The following is a 15,021-nucleotide window of genomic DNA, read 5'->3' on the forward strand; positions in this document are numbered from 1 at the left end:
GCCCGCGTGCGTACGGGGACCGTCAGGTCACGTGTCGGCGTCGCCGACGGTGATCTCGACCGTCGTCACCTCCTCCTCCGCGGCCGGCCGGGCACCCGGTACGGCCGTCGAGGCCGGGCGCTCGGAACCGTTCGGGCCCATCGTGGCGAGCAGCTGACGGGCCAGGCCGAGGCCCGTACCGCCCATGGTGAGCGCCTTGGCGAACATGTCCGCCATGCCGTCGGCGCCGTTCAGGAGGACCATCTGGTCCACGTTCCCGAAGGCGGAGGCACCGGCCTCGACGATCTCCGGCCACCGTTCGGCCAGCTGCTGCGCGACCACGGCCTCCTGGTTCTCGGCGAGGGCCGCCGCCCGCGCCTTGATCGCCTCCGCCTCGGCCAGACCCTTGGCCCGGGTGGCCTCGGCCACCGCGAGGCCCTTGGCGTGCGCCGCCGCGGCCTCGGCCTCACCGGTGACGCGGGTCGCCGTCGCCGACGCCGCGCTCGCCAGCTCGGTCTCCCGCGCCTTGGCCTGCGCGGCCGAGATCCGGGCGTCGCGCTCGGCCTCGGCCAGGGTCCGCGTCTCGTACGCCATCGCGTCCGCCGGCTTGCGGACCTCCGCCTGGAGCTGCTGCTCCTTGCGGTGTCCTTCCAGCTCCGCGACCCGCGTCTCCTGGACCACGACCTCCTGCCGCGAGGCCGCCTCGGCGAGCGGGCCGGCCTGCCGGGCCCGGGCACTGGCCTGGTCCCGCTCGGCCTGGTAACCGGCCTGGAGGATCTCGCTGTCGCGGGTCGCCTCCGACATCCGGGCCGCCGCCTGCTGCTCGGCCTCGGTCGCCAGCCGGTTGGCCTCCGCCTGCGCGATCCGGGCGTCACGCTGGACGGCGGCCGCGTGCGGGGCGGCGAGGTTCTTGATGTAGCCGGTCGGGTCCTCGATCTCGTGGATCTGGAGCGAGTCGACGATCAGACCGAGCTTCTCCATCTCCGTGCCACAGGCCGAACGCGCCTGCCCGGTCAGCTTCTCCCGGTCACGGATCATGTCCTCGACGGTCAACCCGCCCACGATGGCGCGGAGATGACCGGCGAAGACGATGTGGACCCGCTCGCTCATCAGCTTCTGCTGGTCGAGGAAGCGTCGGGCCGCGTTGGCGATCGACACGAAGTCGTCGCCCACCTTGAAGATCACCACACCCCGGACCTTGAGCGGAATGCCCTGGTGGGTGACGCATTCGACTTGCAGCTGCGTCTCGTTGAGGTCCAGCGACAGCTTCCGTACCGCCTGCACGCCGGGCACCACGAGGGTGCCGCGCCCGGTGACGATGCGGAACCCCATGCCGTCGCCGAGGCCCTCGTTCTTGTGGTTGGAACCGGAGATGATCAGGGCCTCGTTGGGTTCCGCGACCCGCCACATCATTTTGAACAGGACGATCAGGACGGCGACCGCGCCGACGACGGCGCCCGCCAGAATGCCGATGCCCATGGGAAAGGTCCCCCTTCACCGGAGCCGTGCGGATCCGGTGAAGGGAGTGTGCGCCCGGGGCGGCCACGGCTCAACGGCTGTGCCGGACGTCGTGTCAGACGCCGTACACGGCTGTGACATAGACGGTGCGCGGAGGAAGGTGTTCCACGACGGTCACCAGGGTGCCGACCTCGATCCGCTCCTTCGGGGCCGCCGCGTACGCGAGGAAGTGCTCGGCCCCGCCGCGGATCCGCAGCATCACCTCGCCGACGAGTCCGGGCCCGATGGTCCCGGTCACGCGGCCGAGCAGTCCCACCATCGAGCTCTCCATCGACTCGTCCATGACCAAACGGTACGTCAGAACCCGCGCGCACGGAGATGGTTGCCGCCCGCGCTGATCAGCGGACCGAGCGGATCGGCCGCACCGCGAGGGCGCCCAGGACCGACAGCACCGCCGCCACGAGGAACAGCGGCGTGTAGCCGCCGCCGATCGACACCACGGCCGAGGCGACGAAGGGCGCCACGATCTGCGGACCCGCGTTGGCGATGTTCAGCACGCCCATGTCGCGGGCCGCGTCCTCCGCCGCCGGGAGCACCATGGTCACCAGAGCCGTGTCCACCGCCATGTAGCAGCCGAAACCGAGCCCGTTGACGACCGAGAAGGCCAGCATCGCCGTCCAGCTGCTGGAGAGCGCCGGGATGAGCAGCGCCCCGGCGGCCAGCGCGGCGGAGGCGCCGACGAACAGCTTGCGGCGGTCGTAGCGGTCGGACAGCCAGCCGCCGACGACCGTCGAGACCACCATGGCGACGGAGTTGACCGGCATCAGGATGGCGACGGCCTCCTCGGCAGAGAGCCCGGCCGGCAGATCGGTGTGGTCCTTGAGGATGTAGAGCTGGAAGCCGGACACCGCGAAGTAGCCGAGGACGAGCAGCGCCCGGCCGATGAACGCCCAGCGGAAGTCGTGGTCCTTGAGCGCGCTGCCGAAGGCGGCGATCTGCTCCTTCACCGGCAGCGGCGCCTTCGCCGGCATCCGTTCCTCGCGGGCGAGCGAGGTGAAGACCACCGAGGTGACGGCGACGATCGCACCGAAGACCAGATAGCCGGTCCGGTAGTCGTCGGAGTACGCCGCGCCGACCAGGGCGCCGATGGTGGAGCCGATCGGCAGACCGAGGCCGACGGCCGCCGAGGCCTTGCCTCGGGAGGCGAGCGGGACGCGGTCGGGCACGACGGAGGTGATGGCCGCCTGGTACACGTTCATCACCGCCTGCCCGAGACACCAGGCGATGGTGACCAGCAGGATCGTGTGCACGCTGCCGAGCAGCAGCATCACCGGCACGGCGAGCAGCCCGCCGCCGAGGATCCACGGGTTGCGCCGCCCGGAGCGGTCGGAGAGCGCCCCCGCGACCGGGTTGAAGACGGTCGCGAAGATCGCGGATATGCCCGCGACGAGCCCGAAGTTCGCCACCTTCCCGGCCGGGTCGATGGCCTCGATCTGGAGCGCGAGCAGCATGCCCGCCACGCCGATGTAGAGGGCGTACATCGCGCTGTTGCCGAGGAGCAGCAGGGGGAGCAGTCCACGGGTGGGGCGGGGGCCGCCGGGGGAGTGCGGGCCGGGGGAGCCGGGGCCGGCGGGACCGGGGGCGGGGGCGGAGCCCGTACCGGCTTCGGCTCCGGCGTCGGCGTCGGCTGCGGCTCCGGCGTCGGCCTTGGAGTCGGCTCCGGTGTGGGATCCGGTGTGGGATCCGGATCCGGAGCCGGTCCCGGGGGAGGAAAGGGCCACGTTGCCCTCCAGGGGAGAACGCCCGATGAGAGGGCGGAAGGCGGATGATTTCGGGGTAGTGACACGTGTCAGTGACGCGTGTCAGCATTGTGTAGCACTCGATTCCGGCCATCCGCCAGACCTGGCGCCGGATTGTTCTGGAAAGATGCCGAAGCGATGAGTCAGTCGATCGAACAGCCTGCCGACGGCACCCCGGGCCGCACCCCCGCCCGCACCGTGCCGACCAGCGCCGACGTGGCGCGCCTCGCGGGCGTCTCCCGGGCCACCGTCAGCTACGTCCTGAACAACACCTCCGCGGTCCGCATCAGCGAACCGACCCGCGAACGGGTCCGCGAGGCCGCCCGCGAGCTGGGCTACGTCCCCCACGCCGCCGCCCGCACCCTGCGCGCCGGCCACAGCCGGATGGTGGTCCTCCCCAGTGCGCACGTCCCCGCCGGCCCGCTCTACAGCCACTTCTTCAACGACCTCCAGTGGGCCCTGCGCCGCCTCGACTACACCGTCGTCCAGTACGGCAGCGTCGGCCTCGCCCCCGAGGACGCCGCCCGCGCCTGGGCCGAGCTGCGCCCCGCCGCCGTCGTCTCGGTGGGCGAGGTCGAGGTGACCCCCGCAGCCGTGGAGATCCTCAGGCGCTCCGGCGTCAAGGCCGTCATCACCGTGGGGACCCGGCCGACGGAAGGCGCCCACTCCCTCGTCCTCGACCAGCCGCGGGTCGGCCGGGTCGCCGCCGAGCACCTCATCGCCACGGGCCGGCGCCGGATCGGCGTCGTCGTCCCCGAGGAGGCGGGCCTCGGCATGTTCTCCGGGCCCCGCCTGGACGGCGCCCGCCAGGCCGCCGAGGCCGCCGGCATCGGAGTCGTACCCCTGCCCCTCGCGTACACGGAGGAGTCCGCCGCGGCACTGGCCGCACGCTGGCCGGAACTCGCTCTCGACGGTGTGTTCGCCTACAACGACGAGTACGCCATGCTCCTGATGCGCGCCCTCCAGGACGCGGGCGTCGCCGTGCCCGAGGAGACCGCCGTCGTCGGCGCCGACGACCTCCTCCTCGGCCGGCTCCTGCGCCCCCGGCTGAGCACCGTGCACATCGACCTGCTCCAGGGCGGGGAGCTGGCCGAGCTCGTCGACAGCGCCGTGAACGGCACCGCCGTCGAGACGAGCACCCGCCCCCTCCTGGGCTCGCGGGTCGTCCGGCGCGAGTCCAGCTGAACGCTTAGCGTCGGTTCATGAGCACTCACCCGAACCGATACGAGATCCTCCTGGTCCCCGGCCACGTCGAGGACCGGGGCGGCGCGAGCGTCGCCGACAGCGCGGTGCGCTCCGCCGTGGTGGAGCGCACCGGCCGGTACGGCGAGACCGGATACCCGATCTACGAGGGCCACGGCATGACCGCCGACATCGACCCCGAGACCCGCACGGTGGAAGCCCTCCTGGTGGACGGCCGCGAGCTGGACTACGGGCTGGTGGCGCTGGTGAGGGACGCGGGGGAGCGCTGAGAGGGGTGCCGGGAAGGGCCGAGGGGCGTGAGTGAGGCGGGGAGGGGCGTGAGTGAGGCGGGAGGGGCGGGAGGGGCGGGAGGGGCGGGGAGTCAGCAGCTCCCGTCGTCCGGCGCCCCCTCCGCGTCCCTCCGGCGACCCGGGCCCGTCGAGCCGTCCAGCTGCCACGTGAGGAGCCGGGTCACGGAACGGGCCGCTGCCGGGCCGAAGCGTGCCCCCGCCGCCTCGGCCGCGCGGACGACGTACGCCTCGGCCTCGGCGCGGGCGGCTCCCGGGGTACGGGCCTCCCGTGCGGCGTGGGCGGCCTCGACGGCGCGGAGTTCCGCCTCGGCGCGATCCAGCTCGGCGTCGTACGCGTCGGCCTCGAAGTCCAGTTCGGGCGGGCGCGACTCCCCGTCGGGAACCAGCCACTCCGTCCACTGGACGACATCGCCGTGGCGCTGCACGACCGCGGAGAGGAATCCGCAGCATCCGCCGGTGCAGTCCGGCTCGCCGAGCTCGACGCGGCGCGCTTCGGGCGTCGCCCGCAACGGGCTGGGGGCACCCAGGGGAAACATCCGGTCGACGCCCAGCCCACGGGCGCCAGGCCCCGCGCCCTCCTCGACGACGTCCTCGCCGTCGACGCACAGGCGCACCAGGCGGTGGCTCTCGAAGGACACCGCTTGAAAGGAGATCTCCAGCCGGTCGAACACCGGACCAGCCTACGGGCCGGCCTATGGACCCGGCCCGCGGACCGCCCCATGGACCGTTGACAGCCGGGACGCCGGGGCCCAGAATCTGCGCGCGCAGCCGCGCGAAACTTGTTTCACCAGGCGAACAGAGTCGTCCGCCGGGACCCGGGAGAGATCCGATGAGCATCCGCGACGTGTACATCGTCGACGCCGTCCGCACCCCCATCGGGAAGTTCGGCGGCGCCCTCGCCTCCGTACGGCCGGACGACCTCGCCGCCCATGTCGTCAAGGCCCTCGTCGACCGCACCCCCGGCCTCGACCCGGCCCTCGTCGACGACGTCTACTTCGGCGACGCCAACGGCGCCGGCGAGGACAACCGCGACGTCGCCAGGATGGCCGTCCTCCTTGCCGGCCTGCCCGTCACCGTCCCCGGGGTCACCGTCAACCGCCTCTGCGGCTCCGGCCTGGAGGCCGTGATCCAGGCGGCCCGCGCGATCGCCCTCGGCGACGCCTCCGTCGCGATCGCCGGCGGCGTCGAGTCCATGTCCCGCGCCCCCTGGGTGCTCCAGAAGCCCGAGCGCGCCTTCCCCGCCGGCCACCAGCAGCTGCACTCGACCACCCTGGGCTGGCGCATGACCAACCCGGCGATGCCCGCCGAATGGACCGTCTCCCTGGGCGAGGGCGCCGAACTCGTCGCCGACAAGCACGCCCTCGGCCGCGACGTCCAGGACGCCTTCGCCCTCGACAGCCACCGCAAGGCCGCCGAGGCGTGGGCCAAGGGACTGTACGACGGCGAGGTCGTCCCGTACCCGGGCGCGGAGCCGACCCGCGACGAGTGCGTCCGCGAGAACACCTCCCTGGAGGCACTCGGCCGCCTCAAGCCCGCCTTCAGGGCCGACGGCGGCACGGTCACCGCGGGCAACGCCTCCCCGCTCAACGACGGAGCCGCCGCCCTCCTCCTCGTCGACGAGGACGGCCTGCGGGAGACCGGCCGGGAGCCGCTCGCCCGGATCCGTACCTCCGCCGTCACCGGCATCGAGCCCCAGCTCTTCGGCCTCGGGCCGGTCGCCGCCGTCCAGCGCGCGCTGGGCAAGGCCGACCGGTCCTTCGCCGACCTGACGACCTTCGAACTCAACGAGGCCTTCGCCGCCCAGGCCCTCGGCTGCCTCGCCGAATGGCCGGAACTCGACCCCGCGATCGTCAACCCGCGCGGCGGCGCCATCGCCCTCGGCCACCCGCTCGGCGCCTCCGGTGCCCGCCTCGCCGGCTCCGTCGCCCACCAGCTCGCCGCCGCCGGCTCCGGCACCGGTCTCGCCGCCCTCTGCATCGGCGTCGGCCAGGGTCTGGCCCTGGTCCTGGAGCGCTGACCGCACCCTCCGGGAGGGAAGCCGTACGGACATGGGAGAGCCCCCGCCGGGGCGGGGGCTCTCACCGGGCGCGGGGCGCCCAGGTCACTCGGAGGCGGCCTGCTGCTGCGCCGCGACCGACTTGCGGACCTCGTCCATGTCCAGCTTGCGCGCCTGGCCGATGACGTCCTCCAGGGCGGCCTCGGGCAGCGCGCCGGGCTGCGCGAAGATCGCCACGTTGTCCCGGACGATCATCAGGGTCGGGATCGACCGGATCTCGAAGGCGGCCGCGAGCTCCTGCTGCGCCTCGGTGTCGACCTTGGCGAAGACCAGGTCCTGGTGGCGCTCGGAAGCGGCCTCGTACACCGGGCCGAACTGACGGCACGGTCCGCACCAGGAAGCCCAGAAGTCGATCAGGACGAACTCGTTGCCGCTCACGACCTCGTCGAAGTTGTCCTTGGTGAGCTCGATGGTGCTCATGCTTCCGCCTTTCGGTCTCCGGTGGTGTCCTCACGGTCCTCTGGGGACTCGCCCCGCACAACGGCCTATCGAGCCGCGCTATTCCGGCCCCTACCCACCAGACTGGTCCGCATGACGCGAACCACGGGGAACGAACACGCGAACGAGCACGGAAACGGGCAGGGGAAGGGTCGGGGCATGGGAGAGGTCCAGGGGACGGGAGCGGGGCGGGGGACGGGACACGGCACCGAGCACGAGTACGACGTGGTGGTCCTCGGCGCGGGACCGGTCGGCGAGAACGTCGTCGACCGGGTACGGGCAGCCGGGCTGACCGCCGCGATCGTGGAGGCCGAACTCCTGGGCGGCGAGTGCTCCTACTGGGCGTGCATGCCCAGCAAGGCCCTGCTCCGCCCGGTCCTCGCCCGCTCCGACGCCCGCAAGGTCCCCGGCCTGCGCGAGGCGGTCTACGGACCTCTGGACGCCCTGGAGGTCTTCGCGCACCGCGACGAGACCGTCGGGCACTGGAAGGACGACGGGCAGGTCGACTGGCTGGACTCGATCGGGGCACGCGTCTACCGCGGGCACGGGCGTGTGGCCGGGCCCCGCCGCGTCGTCGTCGACGGATTCGAGGGCGAGCACCACGTCCTGACCGCCCGGCACGCCGTGGCCGTGTGCACCGGCAGCCGCGCCGTCCTGCCCCCGCTGCCCGGGCTCTCCGGTGCCCGGCCCTGGACCAGCCGCGAGGCGACCAGCGCCGACCGGGTGCCGGGCCGGCTGATCGTCGTCGGCGGAGGCGTCGTCGGCGTCGAGATGGCCACCGCCTGGCACGCCCTCGGCTCCCACGTGACGATGCTGGTACGCGGCGACCGGCTGCTCCCCCGCATGGAGCCCTTCGTCGGCGAACGCGTCGCCGAGGCCCTGCGGGCGCGCGGCGCCGACGTCCTCACCGGCACCGGCGTCGAGGCGGTCGTACGGGACGGGGGCAGCGGCCCCGTCACCGTGGTCCTGGAGGGCGGCGACACCGTCGAGGGCGACGAGGTCCTCTTCGCCACCGGTCGCGCCCCGCGCACCGAGTCCATCGGCCTGGAGACCATCGGTCTGGAACCCGGCTCCTGGCTCGACGTCGACGACAGCCTCCTCGTCGAGGGAACCGACTGGCTCTACGCCGTCGGCGACGTCAACCACCGGGCCCTCCTCACCCACCAGGGCAAGTACCAGGCCCGCATCGCCGGCGCCGCGATCGCCGCCCGCGCGTCCGGCACTCCGCTCCCGGACGCCGCGCCCTGGGGGCCGCGCGCCGCCACCGCCGACCACGCCGCCGTCCCCCAGGTGGTCTTCTGCGACCCGGAGGCCGCGGCCGTCGGCCTGAGCCTCGCCGAGGCCGAACGCGCCGGACACCGGGTCCGCGCCGTCGACGTCGAGATGAGCTCCGTCGCCGGCGCGGGCCTCTACGCCCACGGCTACCGAGGCCGCGCCCGGCTCGTCGTCGACCTCGACCGCGAGGTGCTCCTCGGCGCCACCTTCGTCGGCCCCGCCGTCGGCGAACTCCTCCACGCCGCCACCATCGCCGTCACCGCCGAGGTCCCCGTCTCCCGCCTGTGGCACGCCGTCCCCTCGTACCCCACGCTCAGCGAAGTCTGGCTCCGTCTCCTGGAGGCCTACCGGGACGGCGCCGACCCGGCGTGAACCCCGACTCCCACACCAACGCCTACGACGCCCCCTGCGCCCACTGCGGCGCCCCGGTCCCGGCCGGCGCCGGACTCCTCCGGCGCGGCCGACGCGGCTGGGACGTCTACCACCGCGAGCACGCTCCCGCGCCGGGGCCACCGGCGCGGGGCGACCACTCGGGGTGGCATCGTCGACGGCTGCTGTCCCTGGATATTGGATCCACCGGGAACCGGCCGGAGAGGGACCGGATCACGGGGGCGGCGGTGCGGGGGAGTGACGGGACGGCGCGAGACTGGGTACTGGATCTTGGATCCAACCTCCAGGATCCGAAATCCAGCTTCAGCCCTCGGAGTTCGGATCCCGGATCCGAACTCCCGGATCCGGATCCGGGACCGAGTCTCCAGCAACCGAAGCCCGGCTTCCGCCTCCAGGATCGGGATCCTGGATCCAATCTCCAAGATTCGGATCCAGCATCCAGGATCCCGGATCCCACCGTTGGATCCACCCACCAGGATCCGGACTCCGGATCACAGCTCCGGGATCCAGATGTTGGATCCGATCTTCACTATCCGGATGCTGGATCCAAGATCCAGCCCTCCCCACCCGCCCAAGCCCTGGAAGAGCTCGCCACCCTCCTCGCCGACCACCTCGCGAGCCGCGAACTCCTCGTCGTCTGGTACGCCCCGCACGTCCTGTCGACCCTCCACGCCGAACTGCTCCGCCACGGACTCACCCCCCTCGCCGACCGGCTCGCGGAGAGCGGAGGCGTCGCCCCGATCTGCGATCCGCTGATCCTGGACAGGCACGTCGACCGCTACCGGCCCGGCGGCCGTTCGCTGCCCGCCGTCGCCGAGTGGTACGGCGTGCCGCACGAGCGCCCGGGTGATCCGGCCTCGGACGCCGAGGCGGCGCTGCTCGTGGCGGGTGCGCTCGCGGCCTCGTATCCGGCGGTGGCGCGGTTGTCGCGGCCGATGCTCCACACGGAGCAGATGATCTGGTACGCGGAGCAGATGGAACGTCACCCCGACGCGCCGGCCTGGCCGTTCGACCCCGTGGAGCCGGCCACAGGCTGAACAGTCGCCCGTCGGCCCGTCGGCCCGTCGGCCCGTCGGCCCGTTGGCCCGTAGGCTCAGGCGCGAGGTACGAGCAGGGCCGCCGCGGCGCGGGCGGACTCCAGGGCGGGGCGGGCGCCGGGAGCGGAGTCCTGCCCGAGGACGACCCGTGTGCTCAGGCCGTCGAGGAGGGCGAGCAGTTCCGAGGCGCGGGCGGCCGCGTCGAGCGGGGCGAAGCGGCCGCGGGCCGCGCCCGCGGCGAGCAGGGACTCCAGATCGCGCTGCCAGTCGCCGTCCAGTTCCCGCTGGGCGTCGCGGAGTTCGGGGTTGCCCGCGGTCCTGGCCCAGAGTTCGATCCACAGCGTCCAACGCGGATCGCGCGGACCGCGCGGCAGATAGAGGCGGAGGAAGTCGTCGAGTTTCCGCTCGGCGCCGGTCCGGCGGTCGAGCAGCGCCCTGCGTTCCTCGGCGAGCGCGGCCTCGCTCCAGCGCAGCGCGGCGAGCAGCAGCCGGTCCTTGGATCCGAAGTAGTACAGGATGTGGCCGCCGCTGGTGCCGAGCCGTTCGGCCAGGGCGGACATGGTGAGGGAGGCGAGGCCGTCCTCGGCGATCGCCGCCATGGCCTCCTCCAGCATCCGCTCCTGGGTGACGTGTCCGTCGCGCCGCCGTGCCGCCCCTGCCATCGTCGCCGCACCCCGTTCCGTTCCCTCGCCCGGCCACCCCGCGGCCACCGGCCGCGGATCCTCGTACCGCATCGACCTTAACCGGATCTCCGCCGGGGTCTTGACGTGGCCGGAACCTTTCACTCATCTTGAATGCCATTCAAGAACTTAGAACGTCATTCAAGATCCAGGCAGAGGAGCGTGATGTGCTCGACCACGAGACGGCGGCACCACTGACCGCCACCCGGGACGAGGTCTTCCAGGTCGAGGAGCACGGCATCGACCCCATCCCCGACGCCGAGCGCCACGGCAACGCCAAGGACGTCTTCTGGGTCTGGTTCGGCTCGAACCTCACCTTCACCTACGTCATCAACGGCGCCCTCGCCGTCGCCTTCGGCCTCTCCTTCTGGCAGGCCACCGCCGTCGTCGTGATCGGCGGCCTCTCCTTCCTCGCCATCGGAGCCGCGGGCCTCGGCGGCGTCCGCACCGGCACGGCCACCCTCGTCCTCTCCCGCGCCGCCTTCGGCCCCCGCGGCAACCGCCCCGCCGGCGCGCTCAACTGGGTCGTCAGCATCGGCTACACGGTCGTCAACACCGTCGTCGGCACCCTCGCCCTGGAGGCCTTCCTCGCCGCCCTCGGCTGGGACGGTGGCGCCGCGCCCCGCGCCCTGGCGCTCGCCGTCACCCTCGCCCTGACCTTCGCGATCTCCTTCTGGGGCCACGCCACCGTCCAGTTCGCCGAGCGCTGGATGGCCTACGTCCTCGCCGTCGGCTTCGGCATCCTCGTCGTCCTCCTCGTGCCCGGCGCCGACACCGCCGCCCCCGCGAGCGGGCCCGGCGCCGCCGGCTGGAGCCTCGCGTTCGTGGTGATGCTGGCCGGCCCGTTCTCGTACCTCCCGATGCCCGCCGACTACACCCGCTACCTGCCCCGCACCACCAGCCTGCGCGCCGTCACCGTCAGCGGCGCCCTCGGCGGCTTCCTCTCCTCCGTCGCCCTCGGCGTCGCGGGCGTCGCCGCCGCCACGCGCACGGACATGACCGACGCCGTCGCCGAGAGCCTGCTGCCCGGCTGGTTCCGGCCGGTCTTCCTCGCCCTCGTCCTCGGCGGCTCCGTCACCAACTCCGTCATCACCCTCTACTCCTCCAGCCTCAACCTCCAGGTCCTCGGCATCCCCTGGAACCGCGCCCGCGCCCTCGCCGTCAGCGCCGCCGTGACCGCCGCCGGCTCCCTCGGCGCCCTGTTCCTCACCGACTTCACCACCTCCCTCCTCTCCTTCCTCTCCCTCCTGATCATCGTCTTCGCCCCTTGGGGCGGCGTCTTCCTCGCCGACATGGTCCTGCGCCGCTGCCGGTACGACTCCGAGGCCCTGCACCGCACCGACCCCGGCGGCGCCTACTGGTACCGGTCCGGCTGGCACCCCGCCGGCGCCGCCGCCCTCCTCGCCGGTGGCCTCTTCTCCGCCCTCACCTGCGACTCCGCCCTCTGGACAGGTCCCCTCGTCGCGCCACTCGGCGGCGCCGACCTCACGCTCCTCGGAGCGCCCGTCGCCGCGCTCGTGTACGTCCTCCTGGCCCGCCGCACCGCCACCCCGCACCCGGCCGCCTGACCGGACCCGCCGCGCCCGCGACCGCCGCCGCCCCCACCCGTACGACAAGGAACGCACCCCGCATGAACGGCACCACCCCCGCGCACCCCTCCACGCCCGCCCCCGCCGACCTGCTCCTCACCGGCGCCCGCGTCCACACCGTGGACCCCGCCCTGCCCGAGGCGGAGGCGATGGCCGTACGGGACGGGCGGATCGTCTGGCTCGGCGCCGACGCGGACGCCGCGGCCTGGACCGGCCCCGGCACCCGCGTCCTCGACGCCGGCGGACGCCTCGTCCTGCCCGGCTTCGTCGACGCCCACAACCACGTGCGCCTCGGCTCCGACGACGCCTGCGTCCAGCTCGCCGGCGCCCGCACCCTCGACGAGATCCACGCGCGCGTGCGGGCCTGGCACACCGCCCACCCCGACGCCCCCTGGATCGAGGCCGAGGCCTTCGACTACTCCGCGATCCCCGGCGGCCGCATGCCCACCGCCGCCGACCTCGACCCCGCCACCGGCACCACCCCCGCCCTCGTCCTCAGCTACGACGTCCACATCGCCTGGCTCAACACCGCCGCCCTGCGCGCCCTCGGCGTCGACCGCGACCACACCGACCTGCCCTTCGGGCGCGCCGTCACCGACCCCGCCACCGGCGAACCCACCGGCTTCGTCAAGGACTTCGCGGTCAAGGGCCTGTCCCGCGACGGCCACCGCGCCCTGCGCGCCCTCGGCGTCCCCTGGGCCTCGCCCGACCGCCAGTACGGCCGTCTCGCCCGCAGCCTCGACGACGCCATCCGCTTCGGCATCACCACCGTCGTCGAACCCCAGAACTCCCTCGACGACCTCACCCTCTTCGCACGCGCGCGTGCCGAGGGCCGACTCCGCTCCCGGATCGTCGCCGCCCTCTTCCATCCCCGCGGCACCACCGACGCCGACCTCGACGCCTTCGAGACGGCGGCCGCCGAACACTCCGACGACCGCTTCCGCGTCGGCCCGCTCAAGCTCTACATCGACGACGTCGTCGAACCCCGCACCGCCGCCCTCCTGGAGCCCTACGCGGGCTGCGCCCACCACCGGGGCGAGACCTTCTACCCGCCGGAGGAGTTCGCCGAGCTGCTCACCCGCCTCGACGCCCGCGGCTTCCAGTGCTTCGTGCACGCCACCGGCGACCGCGGCATCCGCACGGTCCTCGACGCCATCGCCCACGCGCGCGTGGCCAACGGTCCGCGCGACGCCCGCCACCAGGTCGTCCACGTCGAGTGCCTCGACCCGGCCGACACCCCGCGCTTCGCCGAACTCGGCGTCGTCGCCTGCATGCAGCCCCGGCACGCCGCCCCCGACATCGCGGGACCGGGCCAGGACTGGGCGGAGAACATCGGCCCCGACCGCTGGCACAAGGCCTGGCCGCTCCGCGACCTGCGCGACGCGGGCGCCGTCCTCGCCCTCTCCAGCGACTGGAACGTCGCCGAGATGGACCCCATGGTCGGCATCCACGCCGCCGTCACCCGCCGCCCGCTCGCCGGAGGCGAGCCCTGGACGGCGGACCAGGCCCTCACCGTCGCCGAAGCCGTCGAGGGCTACACGATGGGCTCGGCGTACGCGAACTTCCTGGAGCACGAGCGCGGCTCGCTCACCGTCGGCAAACTCGCCGACTTCGTCGTCCTCTCCCGCGACATCCTGCGCGTCACCCCGGAGGAGATCCCCGGTACGGTCGCCGAGACGGTGGTCGTGGGCGGCGAAGTGGTGGTGGAGCGGGCGGAGACCTCCGCGGGATGAGTCCTCCCGTACGCCCGGCTCAGTGCCCAGCCTCCCCGGTCCCGGACGTCACCTCCATCCGGCGTACGAAGGAACGGCCCGCGTCCCTCGACTCGTAGACCCCGTCCCCCGAGGCCACGAGCAGCCGGCGCGCGTCCACGACGGTCAGCGCCTGCGGGGCTCCTCCACCGGGAACGGGGCCGACCCGGCCCCAGGCCCGGCCGCCGTCCCCGGAACGGAAGAGGACCCCGCCCGGCGAGACCCCGAAAAGCGCGTCGCCCGCGCCCCACGAGACGTACGCGAGGACCTCCCCGGCCCCGGCCGAGAAGGTCCTGCCGCCGTCGGCGCTCCGAGCGACGCCCCTCTCGGTCGTCGCGAGCACGACCTCCGGGTCGGCCGGTGAGGCGGCGATGTCGAGGGCACGGAGCTCTGCTCGGTCCTCCCAGGCGACCTGGTCCCGGGTCACCCTCAGCCGCCCACCGGTGCTGTCGTAGCCGTAGACCGTCCCGCCGGGCACGACATCGAGCGCGTGGAAGTCCACCTCGCCCCCAAGGGACCTCTCCTTCCAGGTGAGACCCGCGTCGCCAGAGGCGACCAGACCGAGGTCCGACGGACCCCCACCGCCCGGGGCGGGGTGACCACTGGCCAGGAACGTGCCGTCGGCAGCGACGGTGAACCCCATGAAGTCGTCCCGCCGCTCCCCGACCAACACGGGCGCCCCGCCGGCCCCGGGGGAGTAGATCCCCTCGTGCGTCGCGACGTAGAGGGTCTCTTCGTGGAGGCCGAGGCCATGGATATGGGTGAGGGCGGAGGCCGCTCCCTTTGATCCACCGGAGTGGTCGGAGTCCGTGGATTGGGAGCAGGCGGTCAGAGAGAGGGCGAGAGCGAGGACGGCGGTGGAGGCGGCCGCAGATCGGGGGAGGCGGAGGGTGGTCATGATTCTTTCGTTCGCGGGGAGGTGACGGAGAGAGTGCGGAAGATTGGATCCGAGATCCGAGATCCCGGACTCGGGAGCCTGGATGTTGGATCTCGGAGGTTGCATCCCGGGGGCGGAGCCGGGGATCCGGGATTCTGGAGGCGAGATCCCGGATCCAAAATTCGGATCGTGGATCCAA

15 protein-coding genes are annotated in these 15,021 nt (G+C 73.3%); 7 read left to right on the plus strand and 8 right to left on the minus strand.

The genetic code is table 11. From position 1 onward, the window contains the following. Nucleotides 1-27: 27 nt before the first annotated feature. The 3 genes from ABZ621_RS30935 to ABZ621_RS30945 all read right to left on the minus strand — a co-directional run bounded on the left by ABZ621_RS30935 (nucleotide 28) and on the right by ABZ621_RS30945 (nucleotide 3,218). Complete coding sequence (locus ABZ621_RS30935; RefSeq protein ID WP_360609746.1) at nucleotides 28-1,458, minus strand: SPFH domain-containing protein; 1,431 nt, start codon at nucleotides 1,456-1,458, stop codon at nucleotides 28-30. 94 nt (nucleotides 1,459-1,552) lie between these two features. Next, nucleotides 1,553-1,756 carry a hypothetical protein gene (locus tag ABZ621_RS30940; protein WP_189951754.1) on the minus strand — a complete coding sequence of 68 codons (204 nt, stop codon included), beginning with the start codon at nucleotides 1,754-1,756 and terminating at the stop codon, nucleotides 1,553-1,555. 79 nt (nucleotides 1,757-1,835) lie between these two features. Then, nucleotides 1,836-3,218 carry an MFS transporter gene (locus ABZ621_RS30945; protein WP_360609747.1) on the minus strand — a complete coding sequence of 461 codons (1,383 nt, stop codon included), beginning with the start codon at nucleotides 3,216-3,218 and terminating at the stop codon, nucleotides 1,836-1,838. Between the two features lie 156 nt (nucleotides 3,219-3,374). Here ABZ621_RS30945 and ABZ621_RS30950 point away from each other — a divergent pair, with 156 nt between their 5' ends. Together ABZ621_RS30950 and ABZ621_RS30955 are read left to right on the plus strand one after the other, a co-directional pair. Next, complete coding sequence (locus ABZ621_RS30950; RefSeq protein ID WP_360609748.1) at nucleotides 3,375-4,421, plus strand: LacI family DNA-binding transcriptional regulator; 1,047 nt, start codon at nucleotides 3,375-3,377, stop codon at nucleotides 4,419-4,421. 17 nt (nucleotides 4,422-4,438) lie between these two features. Continuing rightward, complete coding sequence (locus ABZ621_RS30955) at nucleotides 4,439-4,708, plus strand: hypothetical protein (RefSeq protein WP_360609749.1); 270 nt, start codon at nucleotides 4,439-4,441, stop codon at nucleotides 4,706-4,708. 92 nt (nucleotides 4,709-4,800) lie between these two features. Here the strand turns inward: ABZ621_RS30955 and ABZ621_RS30960 are convergent, their stop codons facing one another. Further along, nucleotides 4,801-5,400 carry a hypothetical protein gene (locus ABZ621_RS30960; protein WP_360609750.1) on the minus strand — a complete coding sequence of 200 codons (600 nt, stop codon included), beginning with the start codon at nucleotides 5,398-5,400 and terminating at the stop codon, nucleotides 4,801-4,803. Nucleotides 5,401-5,558: 158 nt separating this feature from the next. Between ABZ621_RS30960 and ABZ621_RS30965 the strand changes: the two genes are divergently transcribed. Then, nucleotides 5,559-6,746 carry a thiolase family protein gene (locus ABZ621_RS30965; RefSeq protein WP_360609751.1) on the plus strand — a complete coding sequence of 396 codons (1,188 nt, stop codon included), beginning with the start codon at nucleotides 5,559-5,561 and terminating at the stop codon, nucleotides 6,744-6,746. An 84-nt stretch (nucleotides 6,747-6,830) separates the two neighbouring features. Here ABZ621_RS30965 and trxA read toward each other — a convergent pair whose 3' ends face one another. Continuing rightward, nucleotides 6,831-7,205, minus strand: a complete 375-nt coding sequence (gene trxA, locus ABZ621_RS30970; RefSeq protein WP_360609752.1) for a thioredoxin — start codon at nucleotides 7,203-7,205, stop codon at nucleotides 6,831-6,833. Between the two features lie 177 nt (nucleotides 7,206-7,382). On the opposite strand from trxA, the gene ABZ621_RS30975 reads away from it, so the two are divergent. After that, complete coding sequence (locus ABZ621_RS30975; RefSeq protein WP_360609753.1) at nucleotides 7,383-8,870, plus strand: NAD(P)/FAD-dependent oxidoreductase; 1,488 nt, start codon at nucleotides 7,383-7,385, stop codon at nucleotides 8,868-8,870. A gap of 509 nt (nucleotides 8,871-9,379) precedes the next feature. Here the strand turns inward: ABZ621_RS30975 and ABZ621_RS30980 are convergent. Next, nucleotides 9,380-9,577: a hypothetical protein gene (locus ABZ621_RS30980; protein WP_360609754.1), complete on the minus strand. Its 198-nt coding sequence runs from the start codon at nucleotides 9,575-9,577 to the stop codon at nucleotides 9,380-9,382. 138 nt (nucleotides 9,578-9,715) lie between these two features. Between ABZ621_RS30980 and ABZ621_RS30985 the strand changes: the two genes are divergently transcribed. Continuing rightward, on the plus strand, nucleotides 9,716-9,925 hold the full coding sequence (locus ABZ621_RS30985; RefSeq protein ID WP_360609755.1) for a hypothetical protein: 210 nt from the start codon (nucleotides 9,716-9,718) through the stop codon (nucleotides 9,923-9,925). A 56-nt stretch (nucleotides 9,926-9,981) separates the two neighbouring features. On the opposite strand, the gene ABZ621_RS30990 is transcribed toward ABZ621_RS30985, so the two are convergent. Beyond that, nucleotides 9,982-10,587 (minus strand): TetR/AcrR family transcriptional regulator, encoded by a 606-nt coding sequence (locus ABZ621_RS30990; RefSeq protein ID WP_360609756.1) that lies wholly within the window; start codon nucleotides 10,585-10,587, stop codon nucleotides 9,982-9,984. Nucleotides 10,588-10,772: 185 nt separating this feature from the next. Here ABZ621_RS30990 and ABZ621_RS30995 point away from each other — a divergent pair, with 185 nt between their 5' ends. Together ABZ621_RS30995 and ABZ621_RS31000 are read left to right on the plus strand one after the other, a co-directional pair. Continuing rightward, nucleotides 10,773-12,173 carry a cytosine permease gene (locus tag ABZ621_RS30995; RefSeq protein WP_360609757.1) on the plus strand — a complete coding sequence of 467 codons (1,401 nt, stop codon included), beginning with the start codon at nucleotides 10,773-10,775 and terminating at the stop codon, nucleotides 12,171-12,173. Between the two features lie 62 nt (nucleotides 12,174-12,235). After that, on the plus strand, nucleotides 12,236-13,927 hold the full coding sequence (locus ABZ621_RS31000; protein WP_360609758.1) for an amidohydrolase: 1,692 nt from the start codon (nucleotides 12,236-12,238) through the stop codon (nucleotides 13,925-13,927). A gap of 19 nt (nucleotides 13,928-13,946) precedes the next feature. Here the strand turns inward: ABZ621_RS31000 and ABZ621_RS31005 are convergent, their stop codons facing one another. Further along, nucleotides 13,947-14,843: a F510_1955 family glycosylhydrolase gene (locus ABZ621_RS31005; protein ID WP_360609759.1), complete on the minus strand. Its 897-nt coding sequence runs from the start codon at nucleotides 14,841-14,843 to the stop codon at nucleotides 13,947-13,949. Nucleotides 14,844-15,021 lie beyond the last annotated feature (178 nt).

Source organism: Streptomyces sp. NPDC007863, assembly GCF_040633895.1.
Classification (GTDB): Bacteria; Actinomycetota; Actinomycetes; order Streptomycetales; family Streptomycetaceae; genus Streptomyces.